We start from the raw sequence: 16,998 nt of genomic DNA, 5'->3' as shown, positions 1-16,998 counted from the left end.
GCGTTGCTCAACTCTGCGGCAACGGCGAGGGGAGGCCGTGTTCAGAGCAGGCACGGATGCGGCGAGCGTCCCGATGGTGGGAGCCTCAGCACGAGAGTTGAAGCTTCGTCGCGCGACCTTACCCGGTTGATTCATCGCTCAGGGTGATTCGACATCGGAGGCGACAGGCGGTGGATCGAGGACGCTGTGAGGACCCGGCCTGCACCGCCATGCATCTGACGCCGCGCGAAGCGCAGGTCCTCGAGGGAATCTGCGCAGGTCGGTCTCATGCGGAGCTTGCGACGTATCTGCACATCTCCCGATCGACCGTGGCGCAACACATCGAGTCGATCAGACGGAAGCTCGGGGCGGTAAACCGGCCCGCAATGGTCGCGCGGGCGTTCTTCCTGGGTGTGGTCCGGCCGGACCGCTGGCCGCCGGCTCTATCGGGGCGGAGATGCGTCGACCCGGGCATGCTGCTCGGCAGCTCTGCGTGCACGTGCAGCGGCAACTCCTGCGGCTGCCGCGTCGAATGACCGCATGGCGCCGGTTCCGAGAGCGGAGATGACAGCGAGTGTTGCGATTGCGCTCACGACAGAGAAGCCCGGGTGCGCAAAGAGATCCGCCACCGTCGTCGGGCGGAGGGCTGACACGGTCCATGAGAGAAGGCCCCATGCGGCCGCTAGGCCGACGAACCCGAAGGCGACGCCGATCATGTAACGCGCGGCTTTGTGCGTGGCTTTCATTCGCTGTCCTAGCTGTACTCGGTGAGCTTCGTGGTCAGCGTGCATGCGGGGGTGAGGCCGCGGTCTTTGTTGGCCTGACTCGTCCAGATCCTAGTCGTGAGCCATACCTGCACAGAGGGGCCGATCTGTTTCACCGACGATGTCGAAGTGATCACCTGGCCGGCCCTGAGTGGAGGGCAACCCCTGAGGGCACCGCTGAAGGCCTGTTCAATGTCCTTATAAAGAGCCCAGCCCTCGATCACATAACCGCTGACCTTCACGAGTTTGACTTGGGGAAAGAACATGAGGGCGATTCCGGGAAGGTGCTGGGCGACGATGTTCGATACGACGAGTGCGGGCGTCACGCGTGTTGTGGCTATAAAGGTTGGCGGCGCATTCAGCTGCATGGTACTGCGTTCCTCGTAGAGCCCGGGAGCTGCGAGGGAGAGCACCACTCGGAAGACGCCGATCTTTCGTGGGAATTGGGTGATCAGCGTCTCGGAGCCGGGGGCTCCGGATATGGCCCAGGAGTCGAGAGCGGCGGTCGACCGCGACGCGCGAGGCTGCATGATCGCGACCCGGATGCCAACGCGAGGCGAGATCGTTTTCAGCCGTTTCACGTAGATGTAGAGGCCTTGTGACTTCGTCCGCGTCATCCCGGTTATCTTCACGAAGCTGTCCAGAGCGTGCGTGTCGGCCATGGCCGGCGCCGCGAACAAGAGCTGGGCCGCGAGCATCGCGATGCCAACGCAAGCGGTGATCGCGGACGACCGCTTCGAGTCTCGTGCCCGTGAGAGTGAGTGCAAGGCCCGGTTCCAATCTGCGCTGGACAAGAGCGCAGACTCATTCAACATATCGACCAGAAGTATTACATCCTACAAATTTGCAATTTCTGAGTCGCCGACCCCCCTCCCCCGACCCCTCGTCCGGGGCGCGATAGGATCGAGTGCAGCGGTCGTCGGGGATCCACCGTTGCGTCAACCACCCGAGAGGACGTGAGCACGTGCCCGCGATCGTGATCATCGGCGCCCAGTGGGGCGATGAAGGCAAAGGCAAGGCCACCGATCTGCTCGGCAGCCGCATCGACTACGTCGTGAAGTTCAACGGCGGCAACAACGCCGGTCACACGGTCGTCGTCGGCGACGAGAAGTACGCCCTGCACCTGCTGCCGTCGGGCATCCTGACGGAGGGCGTCACGCCCGTCATCGCGAACGGCGTCGTCGTCGACCTCGAGGTGCTGTTCGAGGAGCTCGACGGCCTGATCGCCCGCGGCGTCGACGTCTCGCGGCTGCGCATCAGCTCCAACGCGCACGTCATCACCCAGTACCACCGCACGATCGACAAGGTCACCGAGCGCTTCCTCGGCAAGCGCCAGATCGGCACGACCGGGCGCGGCATCGGCCCGACCTACGCCGACAAGATCAACCGCGTCGGCATCCGTATCCAGGACCTCTTCGACGAGAACATCCTGCGGCAGAAGGTGGAGGGCGCCCTCGACCAGAAGAACCACCTCCTGGTGAAGGTGTACAACCGCCGCGCGATCGGCGTGGACGAGATCGTGGAGGACCTGCTCTCGTACGCCGAGCGCCTCCGCCCGATGGTCGTCGACTCGTCGCTGGAGCTCAACCGCGCCCTGGAGGACGGCAAGTACGTGCTGTTCGAGGGCGGCCAGGCGACCATGCTCGACGTCGACCACGGCACGTACCCGTTCGTGACCTCCTCCAACTCGACCGCCGGAGGGGCCGCCACCGGCTCCGGCATCGGCCCGAACCGCATCGACCGCGTCATCGGCATCGTGAAGGCGTACACCACGCGCGTGGGCGCCGGCCCGTTCCCGACCGAGCTGTTCGACGAGTGGGGCGAGTTCCTCCGCGAGCGCGGCTTCGAGTTCGGCACCACGACGGGCCGCCCGCGCCGCACCGGCTGGTACGACGCCCCCGTGGCCCGCTACACGGCCCGCATCAACGGCGTCACCGACTTCGTGCTCACCAAGCTCGACACCCTCACCGGCATCGACCGCATCCCGGTCTGCGTCGCGTACGACGTCGACGGCGTCCGCCACGACGAGGTGCCGTCGTCGCAGAGCGACTTCCACCACGCGAAGCCGATCTACGAGGAGTACCCCGGCTGGACCGAGGACATCAGCGGCGCCCGCACCTTCGAGGACCTCCCGACGAACGCCCAGGACTACGTGCTCGCCCTGGAGCGCATGTCCGGCGCCCGCATCTCCGCGATCGGCGTGGGCCCCGCCCGCGACGAGATCGTGGTGCGGCACGACCTGGTCGACTGAGCGGGGCGGCGCACGTCGCCCCTGCTGATCGGTCGCCCCGGCTAGGAGCGCACGTCGCTCCCTAGAACCACGTGCTCAGCCGCGGCGGCACCGCCGTGCGGAACAGCCGGTCGAGGGCGGCCGCGTCGCCGGTGATCCGGCCGGCGAGCGCCAGCCCGCGCGCCAGGTCGTGGCCGAGGTACACGCTGCCCAGCGTCGACACCGGGAGGATGACGTCGGGTGCGTCCTCCGTCGCCTCCACCCGGCCGACGCCGTCGGTTACCGTCAGCCGGTACCGCCCGTTCGCGAGCCCCAGGTCGTCGGACACGTCGAGCACCAGCGAGCCGTCGCGCTCGTACCCGCGAGCCTCCAGCGCGGCGGGAAGGTCGAGGATGCGCACCCAGAGGTGGTCCTCCACAGCCGTGACCCGTGCCCCGCGCACGTCGGAGACGAGGGCGGGGAGCGGCTCGTCGACGCCGCGCGTCCAGGCGCGCACCTCGGCGACCAGGTCGAGTTCGAGGAGGAAGCGCCACAGCGCCACCAGCGCCTCGTCGGTCGCCGCGGCGAGGTACTCCACCTCGACCTTGTGGCGCGTGAAGTCGTCCTCCCCCTTCACGGTGTAGCTCACGAAGCCCTGCGGCTCGCCGTCGGCGGAGTCGTAGCGCACCAGGCGGAACCGCTCGGCGTCGGGCGTGCCCTTGAGCGGCCCGATGAGGCGGTCGGCGAGATACGGCGAGAGCCCGATCTCGCCCGGCCGGGAGGCCATCACCGCGTCGAGCACCCGGTAGCCGGTCTCGCGGTACGACTCCGGGTCGGTGAACGAGAGTCGCCCGCCGGTCTGCGGGCCTGCCCAGCGCACGCGCTTGGTGTCGATGCGCCACTCGGAGGCGAAGGTCGCCGGCCCGAAGCCCCAGCGGCCGTAGATCACCGACTCCGACACGGTCAGGATCGCGAGCGGAACGCCCTGCGCCGCCGCCGTGCGCAGCTCCGACCCCAGCAGGGCCCTCGCCACGCCCCGTCGCCGGTGCGTGGGCGCGACGGTCACCGAGCTGATCGCCCAGGCGTCGACGCGCGCGCCCCCGGGCACGGTGAGCGGCGCGACCCACGAGTTCACCGTGCCGACCGGGGTCGGCGACGGGATGGCGTCGTCGTAGACCGCGGTGGTGCGGCGGTCGCGGAGGTAGCCGCGCGCCTCCGTCAGCACCTCCTCCTTGGGTGCGGGGCTGTGGAAGCCGCGGAAGTCGGCGCGGATCCACTCGGTGAAGGCGGCGTCGTCGGAGGTGTCGACCAGGGCGAGCCGCAGCCCGGACCCGGTCAACGCGCTGGCGGCCTGCTCGTCGATGGGGGCCCGGTCGACGCTGGCGGCGTGCTCGTCGCTGGCGGCCTGCTCGTCGATGGGGGCGGACGAAGACGGCGTGTTCTGCTCCATGGCTCCACCGTATCGACCGCGGGTGCTACGCCGCGAGGATGACGGAATCCGTGGAGAGATGCCGCCGTCGGCCGATGTGTGGACAACTCGGCGGCGGAAGGCTGGAGGCATGACATCCAGCAGCAGACCCGCCCTCGCCGCCACCGGCCTCACCAAGACGTACGGCCCGGCCACCGCCCTCGCCGGCGTCGACTTCCGCGTCCTGCCCGGCGAGTCCGTCGCCATCATGGGCGCCTCCGGCTCGGGCAAGACGACGCTGCTGCACTGCCTGGCGGGCATCATCCGGCCGGACGCCGGCTCGGTCGTCCTCGCGAGCGCGCGCGGTCCGATCGAGGTCACCGCCCTCGGCGAGGGGGAGCGCAGCCGGCTGCGCCGCGAGGCGTTCGGCTTCGTCTTCCAGCAGGGCCTCCTCCTGCCCGAGCTGACGGCGATCGAGAACGCCGCGCTGCCGCTCCTCCTCGCCGGCCACGACCGCCGCGCCGCCGAGCAGACCGCGGCCGCCTGGCTCGCCACGCTCGGCCTCTCCGGCTTCGAGGACCGCCGCATCGGCCAGCTCTCCGGCGGCCAGGCCCAGCGGGTCGCGATCGCCCGCGCACAGGTCGGCGGCGCCGCCGTCGTCTTCGCCGACGAACCGACCGGCGCGCTCGACTCGCACACCTCGGCGGAGGTGATGGAGGCACTGATCGCCTCCACGACCGGCCGCGGCCGCTCGCTCGTCGTCGTCACCCACGACGAGGACGTCGCCGCGCGCTGCTCCCGCGTCGTCCGCCTGGCCGACGGCCGCATCGTCGACGAGGCGGTGACCCGGTGAACGCCGCCCCGAGGAGCGCCACCCCGATGACCACCAGCCCGAGGAGCGCCACCCCGATGACCGCCACACTCCGCCTCGCGTGGTTGTTCGCGCGTCGCGGCGCCGCCGATCGCTCCACCGTCGTGCTGCCGATCGTCGCCTTCTCCGTCGTCACCGCCCTCCTGCTCATCGTGGCGGGAGGCGCGCAGGCCTTCTTCTCCTGGACCGACGAGACCGCGTTCCTCTATCAGGCGCTCGCCGTCGTCGCGCTCGCGCTGCTCGTCGTCCCGCTCGTCGCACTCGGGGGATCGGCCGCACGCCTCTCCGCCCGCCGGCGCGACGACCGGCTGGCGACCCTCCGTCTGCTCGGTGCGACGCCCGGTCTCGTCACCGCGCTCACGGTGATCGAGTCGACCGTGCTGGCGCTCGCCGGAGCCGTCGTGGGCACGGTCGTGTTCGTCGCCGTCGCCCCGGCCGTCGGCCTGATCCCGTTCCGCGGGGAGCCGCTCGGGGCGGCGGTGCAGCTCCCTCCTGCCGCCCTGGCGGTCGGCGTCGTCGGGATCGGGGCGCTCGCCGCGGTGAGCGCGTTCGTCGGTCTGCGTCGCGTCGTGCTCTCCCCGCTCGGCGTGCGGACGAAGCAGGAGGCTCCGCGCCTCCACTGGGCGCGCCTCCTGATCGGTGTGGCCGTGGTGGCCGTCGCCTTCGCCGCGCTCAGCGCCCTGCAGCTCGCCGGCGGTGTCGTGGTGATCCTGACGATCCTGGCCCTCGGCTTCGGCGGCACGATCGCCGTGCTGAACCTGGTCGGCCCCTGGCTGCTGCGCGTCGTGGCCGCCCGCCAGTCGCGCCGGGCACGCACCGCCCGCCGCCTGATCGCCGCGCGCACGGTGCTCGAGTCGCCCAAGGCGGCGTGGCGGCAGGTGTCCGGCGTGGCCATGACGAGCTTCATGGCGGTCTTCGCGGGCGTCGGCGTCGCCCTCCTCGGCGCGATGGGGCAGGACGAGGAGTCCGCGCAGCTGCTCGCCGACATCCGCACGGGCATCGTCATCACCGTCGTGGCGTCGTTCCTCATGGTGGCGTGCTCGGCGGGCGTCAATCAGGCCGCCGCCGTGCTCGACCGCCGCGACCTCTACGTCAGCCTCGACCGGCTCGGGATGCCGAGGGAGGAGCTGGAGGCCGCCCGCACCCGCGCGATCATGTCGCCGCTGCGCGTGACCACGGTGACGGCGGCGCTGACAGCGGCGGTCGTCGTGTTCCCGCTCGCCGGCGCCAGCCTGATCGTCGCGCCCCTGAGCCTCGCGGTGATCGCCGGATGCCTCCTCGCCGGCGTGCTCCTGGTGCGGCTGGCGCTGCTCGCGACCCGGCCCGTGCTGAACAGGGTGCTGGCCGACCCGGCGCCGAGCCTGTGAGCTCTCCGTCCATCCCCGTCTCCCCCACCCGCTAGGGTCGGAGCATGCCTGAGAACGAGTCCGTCGCCGACGCCGTCGCGCGCCTGCACAGCATCCGGCAGAGCATCGACAACATCGACGCCGCCGTGATCCACATGCTGGCGGAGCGGTTCAAGTTCACCCAGCAGGTGGGCGCGCTCAAGGCGGCGCACGGCCTCCCTCCCGCCGACCCCGAGCGCGAGCGTGAGCAGATCGAGCGCCTGCGCGCGCTCGCCGAGGAGAGCCACCTCGATCCCGCCTTCGCCGAGAAGTTCCTCAACTTCATCATCGCCGAGGTCATCCACCACCACGAGCGCATCGCCACCGAGAACGGCGCCTGACGGCATGGTGTGGAACCCCGCGGACCTGCCGGACGCGCAGGGCCGCACGATCGCGATCACGGGCGCGAACGCGGGAGTGGGCTACTTCACCGCCGAGCAGCTCGCGGGAGCCGGCGCACACGTGATCCTCGCCTGCCGCGACCAGGAGCGGGCGGAGGCGGCGGTCGCCGCGATCCGCCGCCGCGTGCGCGGCGCCCGGGTGGAGGCGACGCCGCTCGACGTCGCTGACCGCGCCTCCGTCGACGCCGCCGCGGACGCCCTCCTGGAACGCGACCGCCTCGACGGGCTGATCCTCAACGCCGGCGTCGTGCATGCGCCGCGCACGCGCCGCAGCGACCGCTACGGCAACGAGCTGGTGCTGGCGACGAACGTGCTGGGGCACTTCCGCCTGGTCGCGCGCGTGCTCCCGGCGCTGGAGCGGACTGCGGAGGCCGCCGCCGAGCCTGTCATCGGCCCCCGCATCGTCTCGCTCGGCTCGCTGGCGACGCGGCTCGGGAGGCTGCGGCTCGACGACCTCCAGCTCGAGCGCTCCTACTCGTCCTGGCGGGCGTACTCCGGCTCGAAGATCGCGCTGCAGGCGTTCGGCTTCGAGCTGGAGCGCCGGCTGCGGGCGGCAGGGAGCGGCGTCACGAGCCTGGTCGTGCACCCCGGCTACTCGACCTCGGGACGCACGCCCGGCATCCGCGGCGTCAACCACCCCTCGCGTGCGAAGCGGTTCGTGGACAACCTGCAGGCCGCCTGGACCCAGGGCAAGGACCACGGCGCCTGGGCTCCGGTGCGGGCCATGCTCGACCCGGCCCTCACCGGCGACGACTACCTCGGCCCGCTCGCCCGCACCAAGGGCATCCCGGTGCAGGCGCACCCGACCCGCGCGTCGCGCTCACCGCGCACCGGGGCCCGCCTCTGGCCGCTCCTGGAGGCCGCGGCCGCCCAGCCCTTCCCCCTCCCGTAGCCCTTCCGGCGAGCGGTGAGGGGGCTGCTCAGTCGACGACGACGATCGACAGGAGGAGGTGGTCGGCCGGGACGGACGCCCGCAGCGCCTCGCGCGCGGCGGCGTAGTCGGCGCCCTCGGCCTCCAGCTCCTGGATCGCGGTGCGGCGGATCACGCCGGTCGCGATGACCCGGCCCCCACGCGGCATCGCGTTGTGCACCTGGAGCAGCTCGAAGCCCTCGGGGACCTGCTCCTCGACCAGAGCCCGCGCCGTCTGGGCGTCGTCGGCCTCGGCGGTGACCTCCTGGGTCGCGCTCGGCTGCACCAGTCCGCGCACCCGCATCAGGCGACTCCTCCGCTGCGGGCAGGGGCGGCGGGAGGCGGGACGACGGGAGGCACGGATCAACGCTACCCGAGCCTCCCGGCCCGCCAGCGCACCGCCGCGCGTGCCGTACACCCGCGATGGTGACGCGTCTCCCAGCCGTTATCCAGACGGCTGGGATGGGCTGAGGGCATGGACATCGCATACACCGCCATCGCGCACGCCACCGGAGGGGGACGGGACGGCCACGTCCGCAGCGAGGACGACCGCCTGGACCTCGACACCCGCCCGCCCCGCGAGCTCGGCGGCTCCGGCGACGGCACCAACCCGGAGCAGCTGTTCGCGGCCGGGTTCTCCGCGTGCTTCCTCAGCGCGATCCACGCGGTCGGCCGCGCCGAGAAGCTCGACACGACCGACGCCGCCGTCTCGGCCAGCGTCGGCATCGGCCCGAACGGCGACGGCGGCTTCGCCCTCGCCGTGGAGCTGGACGTCTACATCCCGCGCGTCGGCCGCGAGCAGGCGGACGTGCTCGTCGAGAAGGCGCACCACGTGTGCCCGTACTCGAACGCCACCCGCGGCAACATCCCGGTCAAGCTGACCGTCGTCGAGTAACCCCGGCGCGCGTCGCGCCGGGTCGCCCTCACGACTCGGCGCCGACGCGGCCCACCTTCTCGGTCTTGTCCCACCGCGCCTCGGCGCCGGCGAGCTCCTTCAGGTAGGAGTCGAATGTGATCGCGCACAGCAGCGACCCGTACCCGGCGAGGTAGATCAGCGCGGGCGCCAGCCACCGCCCCGCCCGGGTGCGCTCGGAGACCCGCGCCAGCCAGGCGACGACCATCGAGAACGGGATCCAGACGTAGATCGCGAGGGTCAGCACCCACAGCGTCGGCCCATCGAGCGTCGCGCCGAACAGCCCCGGCAGCCACACCAGCATCACCTCGGGGAACAGCGCCACGAGCATGACGAGCACATTGACGATGCCGGGGAACAGCAGGACGTGCCCGAGCTCGCGCCGCGTGGTCGTCGCGTCGGTCAGCGACCCGAGGATCAGCACGAACAGGTAGGCGAGCGCCGCCGAGATCCACAGCACCCGGAACACCGCGGTCGCGAAGGTGCTGTCGAGCAGCAGCAGCCCCGCGAGCCCGATCGACGACACCACCATGATCACTGGCAGCAGCCAGAGGCTGAACCACACGATCCCGAACGTCCAGGCGCCGAGGTGGTGCACCTTCGACGGCCGGAACCAGATGTTCTTGTACCGCGCCGTCACGGTGACGTTGCCGCGGGCCCAGCGCAGCCGCTGCTTCCAGAGGGCGTCGACCGCGGCCGGCTCCTCCGCCAGCACGTGCGCGTGCGGCTCGAACACGACCCGCTTGCCCTTGAGCTGGGTCTCGAAGGTCGTGATCGTGTCCTCTGCGAGCGACGACGTGTCGATCCGGCCGCCGATGGCCACGAGGTTCTCGCGCGAGTGGAGCTGCGCGCCGCCGGCGAGGCACGCCTGCGCGCCGAGCACGTTCTGCGCGCGGCGGGCGGCGGGCTGCGAGAGCACGTACTCCACGCTGATGAACTTGGTGAGATAGTTGCGCCCGGACGTGCTGCCCTCGCGGATGTACGCCGACACCGCCCCGACCTCGGGGTCGGCGAGGTGCCTGGTCATCTTGCGCAGCGACGGCGGGGTGTAGATGACGTCGGCGTCCATCACGAGGAGCGCCTCCATCCAGTCGTCCTCGAGGATCAGCCGGATGCCGTGGTTGAGCGTGTGCGCCTTGCCCTGGCCGCCCTGCTCGCGCCGCAGGAGGTGCACATTGCCGGGGTACCGCGCGGCGCGGTCGCGCACGACGTCGGGGGTGTCGTCGGTGCTGGCGTCGTCGACGACGTAGATGCGCAGCGCCTCACGCGGGTAGTCGAGCTTCATCAACCGGTCGATGGAGGCGCCGATCACCGCGCCCTCGTTCCACGCCGGCACGACGATGGCCACCCGCGGAAGGTACGGCGCCGCCTTGCCGTAGTGGTTGATCCACGCGTGGAACGGGATCGTGAAGAACGTCGCCGCGGCCGCCACGACGGGGATGAGCCCGCTCAGCGCCAGAATCAGGCACACGATCACCCCGATCCACTGCAGCACCGCCAGCACGTCCACGGAAACCCCCTTCGTCTACCCGCCACCCTATCGAAGCGGTACCGCCGGGGAAGCGAAAGGGGCCCCGCTGTGGACGGGACCCCGAAAGGTGTTCGCTGTGGAGAATGTCAGGCGCGCGGACACGTCACTTCTGCGGGCCGAGCGACCCTCCCGCGGCGAGCCGCATCAGGTCGGAATTGAGGTCGATCCCCAGCTCGCTGCCGCCGGCCGAGCCGAACACGTGCTGGTAGTGCTCCCACGAGCTGTCCTTGATCTGCGCCTCCACACCCGACGCCATCAGCACGACGAGCTCGCGCGCCGCCCGGTCGATGCGCTTGCCGAGCGCCTTGTCCTGCCAGTCCTCGGTCGAGGCGAACACCGAGGTCGGCGTCGTCATCGTCCGCAGGAAGGCGAACAGGGACCGCATCTGCTCGTCGACGACCAGCGCGTGCCGTGCGGTGCCGGCGGTCGCGCCGAGCACCACGGGCTTGGCGATCAGGAGGTCGTTGTCGAGCACCTGGAAGAACGAGCTGAACAGCCCGCTCGGCCCCGCCTTGTACACGGGCGCGGTCGCGATGATCCCGTCGGCGTCGCGCAGCGCCTCGATCGCCTTCGTGAACTTCGGGCCGAGGTGCCCGGAGGCGAGCGCCCCCGAGAGCTCGGGCAGCAGCTCGCGCAGGTCCAGGTGCAGCGTCTCGACGGTGTCGCCGCCGCGCTGCGCCGCCGCCTCCACGCGCAGGGCCAGCCGGTCGGCCAGCATCTTGGTGGAGGACGGGTCGCTCACGCCCGCGTTGACCACGACCACCCGGAAGGGGCGGCGCTCGGTGTCAGTCATCATTCCTTCTTTCGAGACGAGATCGCTGCTTCAGGCCGGCCGTCGCTCAGAGCGACGGGTAGCTCGCCTGGAACTGCTCCTCGGTGTCCTGGTAGGGGGAGGCGCCGGTCACGTTGTCGCCGCGGTTGGCGTTCGGGCGCGGCTGGCGCGGGGCCTCGTCGCCGTACTTGGCGGTGACCAGGGAGGCGTGGGTCGGCGCGTCGGGGACCTCGGGGTCGCGGCGGGCCTCCAGCTCCTTGCGCAGCACGGGCACGACCTCCTCGCCCAGCAGGTCGAGCTGCTTGAGCACGGTCGACAGCGGCAGGCCGGCGTGGTCCATGAGGAACAGCTGGCGCTGATAGTCGCCCGCCCACTCGCGGAACGTCAGCGTCTTGTCGATGACCTCCTGCGGGCTGCCGACGGTCAGCGGGGTGGCCTCCTCGAACTCCTCCATGGTCGGGCCATTGCCGTAGACCGGGGCCTCGTTGAAGTAGGGGCGGAACTCGCGCTTGGCGTCCTGCGAGTTCTTCGCGATGTACGCCTGGCCGCCGAGGCCGACGATCGCCTGCTTGCCGGTGCCGTGGCCATAGTGCTCGAAGCGCTCGCGGTAGAAGGCGATCAGGCGCTGGTAGTGCTCCTTCGGCCAGAAGATGTTGTTCGCGAAGAAGCCGTCGCCGTAGAAGGCGGCCTGCTCGGCGATCTCCGGGGTGCGGATGCTGCCGTGCCAGACGAACGGCGCCACGTCGTCGAGCGGGCGCGGGGTGGAGGTGAAGCCCTGCAGCGGCGTGCGGAAGTGGCCCTCGAAGTCGACGACGTCCTCGCGCCACAGCCGGTGCAGCAGGTTGTAGTTCTCGAGGGCGAGCGGCAGGCTCTGGCGGATGTCCTTGCCGAACCACGGGTACACCGGGCCGGTGTTGCCGCGGCCGAGCATGACGTCCATGCGGCCCTTCGACAGGTGCTGGAGCATCGCGTACTCCTCGGCGATGCGCACCGGGTCGTTGGTGGTGATGAGGGTCGTGGAGGTGGACAGCACGAGCCGCTCGGTGAGGGCCGCGATGTGCGAGAGCAGCACGGCGGGGGACGACGAGAAGAAGGGCGGGTTGTGGTGCTCGCCGACCGCGAAGACGTCGAGCCCGACCTCCTCGGCGTGGACCGCGATCTTGACGATCGCGTCGATGCGCTCCGCCTCGCTGGGCGTGGCGTCCGCGACCGGGTCGCGGGTGATGTCGCTGACGGAGAAGATCCCGAACTGCATGGCTGACTCCTTGTGGTCGTTCTCGCCGTTTGTATGCAAACGCATATAACGTGACGGGCGCCGGTCTATTCCCGGGAGCGCAGCCCCATCCTCGCGCACCCCGTCACCGCCGGGTAGGCCGGCCTCAGAGGACCTGGGGGTCGAGGTTCACGGAGGTGCCCTCGAACAGGTTCAGCCCGCCGTCGAACGAGCGCTCGCCGGGGTTCAGCCAGAGCAGCGCCTGGGCGCTGATCCCGAACCGCCCCGCGACGGCGTCGAAGGTGTCGTCGGTCCCGACAACGTAGGTCGCCGGCGCTCCGGAGTCGGTGGTCTCGCTGACCCGGCCGTTGGCGCCCGGCCGTGGTCCGCTGTCGGCCGGGTGCACGTTGGTGTCCCTGGTCGGGATGGACCATCGCACCCGGTCGACGGCCAGGATCTTGCCGGGGCCCAACTCCACCGGGACCCCGTCCGCGGAGGGTGCCGAGGAGTAGGTCAGGAGCGTGCCGAGGTCGGACGGGTTGCCGACGTTGTCGAGCGGGACCGACGACGACGGCGCGGCCGAGGTGGTCGGTCCGCCGAGGGGATGGTCGCCCACACCGTGCCAGGTGATCCCGTCGCCGACCCGCGGCGGGACGTCGATCAGCGTCACCGAGATCGGCACGGGGACCGTCGAGGTGAAGCCGGAGTACTCGATCGAGTAGGTGTTGTCGCCGTCGGCCACGACCCGGTAGTGGAAGTGGATGCTGCCCTTGGGGGAGGCGACGTCGGCCTCCGCCACGGTCGTCCCGGCCGGCAGGGACGCGAGCGTGGGCGGGGGAGCCGGTGGCGCGGTCGGCGTCGGGGTCGGGGTGGGCGTCGCGTTCGGCGTCGGCGCGGCCGGCGTGCGCGTGGGCTTCGGAGTCGCGTGCCGGGTGTGCGACACCGCCCGCGGCTCCGCGCCGGCGAAGAGCGCGCATCCCGAGAGCGCGATCGTGAGCGCCGCGAGCATCCCCACGGCAGCCGCTGCGCGACGCGGGCTGTTCCGTCTGTTCATGTTCCCCCCTCGGGAACGCTATCAAAGGCCCGCTGGCCGGATCTCTGCCATCCCTGTCCGATTTCCGCGCGCGGACCGTCGGTGGCTGCCGCTACCGTCGAGGAGTGAAAGTCGCTCTGCAGTTCGTCGCGATGGGGCTCGTCTGGGGCGCCAGCTTCCTGTTCATGAAGGTCGCCCTCGATGGCGTCTCGTTCGGGCAGGTGGCCTGGGCGCGGCTGGTCTTCGGAGCGCTCACCCTCGGCGTGATCATGCTCGTGATGCGCAGCCGGCTGCCGCGCGAGCCGATCGTCTGGCTGCACTTCGTGGTCGTGGCGATCACGTACTGCGTCGTGCCGTTCCTCCTCTTCGCCTGGGCGGAGCAATACGTCTCGTCGAGCCTCGCCAGCATCTACAACGCGGTGACGCCGATCACGACCGCCATCCTGGCGACCGCCGCGTTCCGGGTCGAGAAGCTCAACCGCGACCAGGTGCTCGGCGTGCTGATCGGCGTCGTCGGCGTCGTGGTCATCGTCGGGCCGTGGAGCGTGGAGGCGCTGAGCGGCAGCGTGTGGGGCCAGCTCGCCTGCCTCGGCGCGGTGACCTGTTACGGCTTCAGCTTCGGGTACATCCGCAAGTTCATCAGCCACCGCGACATCCCTGCGACCACCACGGCGTTCCTCAACATCGGGCTGGCGGCCGCGATCATGGTGGTGCTGACCCCGATCGTCGCGTGGAGCCCGATCGACTTCTCATGGCCGGTGCTGCTGTCGCTGCTGGCGCTGGGCGCGCTCGGCACGGGAGTCGTCTACATCTGGAACATGAACGTGCTGCGCGCGTGGGGGCCGACCGCGACCTCCGGCGTGACGTACGTGACGCCGGTCGTCGGCGTCGCGCTGGGCATCCTCATCCTGGGCGAGCACCTCAGCTGGAACGAGCCGGTGGGCGCGCTGGTCGTGCTCGGGGGCATCCTGCTGACGCAGCAGCGGGTGCGGCTGTTCACCCGGCGGCAGGCCGAGCTGGCCGTCGCCGAGCGCTCCGCCTGATCCGCGCCATCCGCAGCATCCGCAGCATCGGTTTGACGCGTGTTGTGACAAACAAAGGGGTCCCGACACGCCGTCCGCCGGAGCGGGAGGCGGCATGTCGGGACCCCTCTGCGTGAACCGCTAGGCGACCGTCGGCCCGAAGTGCTCCGGGAGGGTCGAGCGGTGCACGCCGCGCAGCTCCTCCACGCCGACGGTGAAGAGGTCCTGCACCTCGAGCACCGGCTGCGTGCCGACCTCGGCGTCCGTGACGCCGATGCGCAGCACCGGGATGCCCCGGCCCTCGCACAGGCCGCGGAACTTCACGTCGTCCTCGCGGGGCACCGACACGATCACGCGGCCGGTCGACTCGCTGAACAGGGCGGTCGCCGCGTCCACGCCGTCGCGCTCGGTGATCTCGCCCAGCCAGACGCGCGCGCCGACGCCGAAGCGCATGACGCTCTCGGCGAGGGCCTGCGCCAGACCGCCGTCGGCGAGGTCGTGCGCGGAGGAGACGAGCCCCTCCTGCGCCGCCGCGTGCAGCGTCTCGGCCAGCCGTCGCTCGCCGCCCAGGTCGACCGCGGGCGGACGACCGCCGAGGTGACCGTGGATGGTGCCGGCCCACGCCGAGCCGTCGAGCTCCTCGCGGGTGACGCCGAGCAGGTAGATGTTCTCGCCCTCGTCCTGCCAGCCGGCGGGGATGCGGCGGGCGACGTCGTCGATCACGCCGAGCACGCCGACGACCGGCGTCGGGAAGATCGGGGTGTCGCCGGTCTGGTTGTAGAAGGAGACGTTGCCGCCGGTGACCGGCACCTCCAGCTCCAGGCACGCGTCGGAGAGGCCCTCGACCGCCTGCGAGAACTGCCACATCACCTCGGGGTTCTCCGGGCTGCCGAAGTTGAGGCAGTCGGTGACCGCGGCCGGCACGGCGCCGGTGGCGGCGACGTTGCGGTACGCCTCCGCGAGGGCGAGCTTGGCGCCCTGCTTGGGGTCGAGCTGGCAGTAGCGGCCGTTGGCGTCGGTCGCGATGGCGAAGCCGAGGCCGCTCTCCTCGTCGACGCGGATCATGCCGGCGTCGTCGGGGAAGGCGAGCGCGGTGTTGCCGCCGACGAAGTAGTCGTACTGGTCGGTGATCCAGCCCTTGTCGGCGAGGTTGGCGCTGCCGAGGAGGGCGAGCACCTGCTCCCGCAGCTCGTCGCCGGTGGTGGGGCGGGGGAGGGTGGAGGCGCTGTCGGCCTGCAGTGCGTCGATCCACGCCGGGTAGGCGACCGGGCGCTCGTACACCGGGCCGTCGACCGCGACCGTGCGCGGGTCGACGTTGACGATCTCCTCGCCCTTCCAGTCGATGACCAGGCGGCCGGTGTCGGTGACCTCGCCGAGCACGCTGGTCTCGACGTCCCACTTGGCCGTGACGGCGAGGAAGGCGTCGAGCAGCTCGGGCTTGACGACCGCCATCATGCGCTCCTGGCTCTCGGACATGAGGATCTCCTCCGCCGTGAGGGTGGGGTCGCGCAGCAGCACGTGGTCGAGCGTGATGTGCATGCCGCCGTCGCCGTTCGAGGCCAGCTCGCTGGTCGCGCACGAGATGCCCGCGGCGCCGAGGTCCTGGATGCCCTCGACCAGCTTGTCGCGGTACAGCTCGAGGCAGCACTCGATGAGCACCTTCTCGGCGAAGGGGTCGCCGACCTGCACCGCCGGGCGCTTGGTGGGACCGCCGGCCGAGAACGTGTCGGAGGCGAGGATGCTCGCGCCGCCGATCCCGTCTCCACCCGTGCGGGCGCCGAACAGCACCACCTTGTTGCCGACGCCGGACGCGTTGGCGAGGTGCAGGTCCTCGTGGCGCAGCACGCCCACCGAGAGCGCGTTGACGAGCGGGTTGCCCTGGTACACCGCGTCGAAGTAGGTCTCGCCGCCGATGTTCGGCAGGCCGAGGCAGTTGCCGTAGAAGGAGATGCCGGAGACGACGCCGTGCACGACGCGTGCGGTATCGGGATCGTCGATGGCGCCGAAGCGCAGCTGGTCCATCACCGCGACCGGACGGGCGCCCATCGAGATGATGTCGCGGACGATGCCGCCGACACCGGTCGCCGCGCCCTGGAACGGCTCGATGTAGGAGGGGTGGTTGTGCGACTCCACCTTGAACGTGACGGCCCAGCCCTCGCCGACGTCGACGACGCCCGCGTTCTCGCCCATGCCGACCATGAGGTTCTTCTTCATCGCCGAGCTGACCTTCTGGCCGAACTGGCGGAGGTAGATCTTCGACGACTTGTACGAGCAGTGCTCCGACCACATCACCGAGTACATGGCCAGCTCGCCGCTGGTGGGGCGGCGGCCCAGGATCTCGCGGATGCGCGCGTACTCGTCGTCCTTGAGGCCGAGCGCGGCGTACGGCTGCTCCTTCTCGGGCGTCGCGGCCGCATTGGCGACCGTGTCGACGACGTTCTGGGTCGGGAGGGTGGTGTCGGTCACGCGGGCACTCCAGGCTGAGCGGGCGGCGGGGGGATGGGGCCAGTCTACCGGGGTGCGGGAGGCGGGTTCACGTCCCCGTAACCGCCCGGTCCCTGCCAATACACATGTGATCCCTAGCGTT

General features: G+C 70.9%; 16 protein-coding genes. 8 read left to right on the top strand and 8 right to left on the bottom strand.

The annotated features are described in order from the left end of the window. The first annotated feature begins 209 nt into the window (after window positions 1-209). Window positions 210-515: a LuxR C-terminal-related transcriptional regulator gene (locus tag P5G50_RS18560; RefSeq protein WP_363319489.1), complete on the top strand. Its 306-nt coding sequence runs from the start codon at window positions 210-212 to the stop codon at window positions 513-515. Window positions 516-733: 218 nt separating this feature from the next. On the opposite strand, the gene P5G50_RS01160 is transcribed toward P5G50_RS18560, so the two are convergent. Further along, window positions 734-1,405 (bottom strand): hypothetical protein, encoded by a 672-nt coding sequence (locus P5G50_RS01160; protein WP_301209859.1) that lies wholly within the window; start codon window positions 1,403-1,405, stop codon window positions 734-736. Between the two features lie 302 nt (window positions 1,406-1,707). Here P5G50_RS01160 and P5G50_RS01155 point away from each other — a divergent pair, with 302 nt between their 5' ends. After that, complete coding sequence (locus P5G50_RS01155; protein ID WP_301209858.1) at window positions 1,708-2,994, top strand: adenylosuccinate synthase; 1,287 nt, start codon at window positions 1,708-1,710, stop codon at window positions 2,992-2,994. A gap of 61 nt (window positions 2,995-3,055) precedes the next feature. Here P5G50_RS01155 and P5G50_RS01150 read toward each other — a convergent pair whose 3' ends face one another. Continuing rightward, entirely contained in the window at window positions 3,056-4,402 is a 1,347-nt protein-coding gene (locus tag P5G50_RS01150) for a GNAT family N-acetyltransferase (protein ID WP_301209857.1), read from the bottom strand. Window positions 4,403-4,511: 109 nt separating this feature from the next. On the opposite strand from P5G50_RS01150, the gene P5G50_RS01145 reads away from it, so the two are divergent. From P5G50_RS01145 to P5G50_RS01130, 4 genes are read left to right on the top strand one after another with little or no spacing between them, the layout of a single operon-like run. Further along, complete coding sequence (locus tag P5G50_RS01145; RefSeq protein ID WP_301209856.1) at window positions 4,512-5,213, top strand: ABC transporter ATP-binding protein; 702 nt, start codon at window positions 4,512-4,514, stop codon at window positions 5,211-5,213. Between the two features lie 56 nt (window positions 5,214-5,269). Next, on the top strand, window positions 5,270-6,598 hold the full coding sequence (locus P5G50_RS01140; protein WP_301209855.1) for an FtsX-like permease family protein: 1,329 nt from the start codon (window positions 5,270-5,272) through the stop codon (window positions 6,596-6,598). A gap of 44 nt (window positions 6,599-6,642) precedes the next feature. Then, window positions 6,643-6,957 carry a chorismate mutase gene (locus tag P5G50_RS01135; protein ID WP_301209854.1) on the top strand — a complete coding sequence of 105 codons (315 nt, stop codon included), beginning with the start codon at window positions 6,643-6,645 and terminating at the stop codon, window positions 6,955-6,957. A gap of 4 nt (window positions 6,958-6,961) precedes the next feature. Continuing rightward, complete coding sequence (locus tag P5G50_RS01130; RefSeq protein WP_301209853.1) at window positions 6,962-7,909, top strand: SDR family NAD(P)-dependent oxidoreductase; 948 nt, start codon at window positions 6,962-6,964, stop codon at window positions 7,907-7,909. Between the two features lie 28 nt (window positions 7,910-7,937). Here the strand turns inward: P5G50_RS01130 and P5G50_RS01125 are convergent, their stop codons facing one another. After that, entirely contained in the window at window positions 7,938-8,231 is a 294-nt protein-coding gene (locus tag P5G50_RS01125; protein WP_301209852.1) for a hypothetical protein, read from the bottom strand. Window positions 8,232-8,402: 171 nt separating this feature from the next. On the opposite strand from P5G50_RS01125, the gene P5G50_RS01120 reads away from it, so the two are divergent. Next, window positions 8,403-8,822: an organic hydroperoxide resistance protein gene (locus tag P5G50_RS01120; protein WP_301209851.1), complete on the top strand. Its 420-nt coding sequence runs from the start codon at window positions 8,403-8,405 to the stop codon at window positions 8,820-8,822. A gap of 28 nt (window positions 8,823-8,850) precedes the next feature. Here P5G50_RS01120 and P5G50_RS01115 read toward each other — a convergent pair whose 3' ends face one another. The 4 genes from P5G50_RS01115 to P5G50_RS01100 all read right to left on the bottom strand — a co-directional run bounded on the left by P5G50_RS01115 (window position 8,851) and on the right by P5G50_RS01100 (window position 13,410). Then, a complete protein-coding gene (locus P5G50_RS01115) occupies window positions 8,851-10,335 on the bottom strand; it encodes a glycosyltransferase (protein ID WP_435870912.1) in 1,485 nt (494 codons plus the stop codon). 139 nt (window positions 10,336-10,474) lie between these two features. Beyond that, window positions 10,475-11,164: a CE1759 family FMN reductase gene (locus tag P5G50_RS01110; protein WP_301209849.1), complete on the bottom strand. Its 690-nt coding sequence runs from the start codon at window positions 11,162-11,164 to the stop codon at window positions 10,475-10,477. Window positions 11,165-11,210: 46 nt separating this feature from the next. Next, entirely contained in the window at window positions 11,211-12,398 is a 1,188-nt protein-coding gene (locus P5G50_RS01105) for an LLM class flavin-dependent oxidoreductase (protein WP_301209848.1), read from the bottom strand. Between the two features lie 124 nt (window positions 12,399-12,522). Then, a complete protein-coding gene (locus P5G50_RS01100) occupies window positions 12,523-13,410 on the bottom strand; it encodes a LysM peptidoglycan-binding domain-containing protein (protein WP_301209847.1) in 888 nt (295 codons plus the stop codon). Between the two features lie 104 nt (window positions 13,411-13,514). Here P5G50_RS01100 and P5G50_RS01095 point away from each other — a divergent pair, with 104 nt between their 5' ends. After that, a complete protein-coding gene (locus P5G50_RS01095; protein ID WP_301209846.1) occupies window positions 13,515-14,432 on the top strand; it encodes a DMT family transporter in 918 nt (305 codons plus the stop codon). Window positions 14,433-14,552: 120 nt separating this feature from the next. On the opposite strand, the gene purL is transcribed toward P5G50_RS01095, so the two are convergent. Continuing rightward, entirely contained in the window at window positions 14,553-16,877 is a 2,325-nt protein-coding gene (gene purL, locus P5G50_RS01090) for a phosphoribosylformylglycinamidine synthase subunit PurL (RefSeq protein ID WP_301209845.1), read from the bottom strand. Window positions 16,878-16,998 lie beyond the last annotated feature (121 nt).

The organism is Leifsonia williamsii (assembly GCF_030433685.1).
Taxonomy (GTDB): domain Bacteria; phylum Actinomycetota; class Actinomycetes; order Actinomycetales; family Microbacteriaceae; genus Leifsonia; species Leifsonia williamsii.
This window is presented reverse-complemented; position numbering and strand designations above follow the sequence as displayed.

What these genes read in the sequence shown, in the direction of transcription:
- P5G50_RS01125 (WP_301209852.1), bottom strand. Translation starts at nt 8,231, where the DNA reads ATGCGGGTGCGCGGACTGGTGCAGCCGAGCGCGACCCAGGAGGTCACC.
- P5G50_RS01150 (WP_301209857.1), bottom strand. Translation starts at nt 4,402, where the DNA reads ATGGAGCAGAACACGCCGTCTTCGTCCGCCCCCATCGACGAGCAGGCC.
- P5G50_RS01160 (WP_301209859.1), bottom strand. Translation starts at nt 1,405, where the DNA reads ATGGCCGACACGCACGCTCTGGACAGCTTCGTGAAGATAACCGGGATG.
- P5G50_RS01105 (WP_301209848.1), bottom strand. Translation starts at nt 12,398, where the DNA reads ATGCAGTTCGGGATCTTCTCCGTCAGCGACATCACCCGCGACCCGGTC.
- P5G50_RS01100 (WP_301209847.1), bottom strand. Translation starts at nt 13,410, where the DNA reads ATGAACAGACGGAACAGCCCGCGTCGCGCAGCGGCTGCCGTGGGGATG.
- P5G50_RS18560 (WP_363319489.1), top strand. Translation starts at nt 210, where the DNA reads ATGCATCTGACGCCGCGCGAAGCGCAGGTCCTCGAGGGAATCTGCGCA.
- P5G50_RS01120 (WP_301209851.1), top strand. Translation starts at nt 8,403, where the DNA reads ATGGACATCGCATACACCGCCATCGCGCACGCCACCGGAGGGGGACGG.
- P5G50_RS01140 (WP_301209855.1), top strand. Translation starts at nt 5,270, where the DNA reads ATGACCGCCACACTCCGCCTCGCGTGGTTGTTCGCGCGTCGCGGCGCC.
- P5G50_RS01110 (WP_301209849.1), bottom strand. Translation starts at nt 11,164, where the DNA reads ATGACTGACACCGAGCGCCGCCCCTTCCGGGTGGTCGTGGTCAACGCG.
- P5G50_RS01135 (WP_301209854.1), top strand. Translation starts at nt 6,643, where the DNA reads ATGCCTGAGAACGAGTCCGTCGCCGACGCCGTCGCGCGCCTGCACAGC.
- P5G50_RS01145 (WP_301209856.1), top strand. Translation starts at nt 4,512, where the DNA reads ATGACATCCAGCAGCAGACCCGCCCTCGCCGCCACCGGCCTCACCAAG.
- P5G50_RS01130 (WP_301209853.1), top strand. Translation starts at nt 6,962, where the DNA reads ATGGTGTGGAACCCCGCGGACCTGCCGGACGCGCAGGGCCGCACGATC.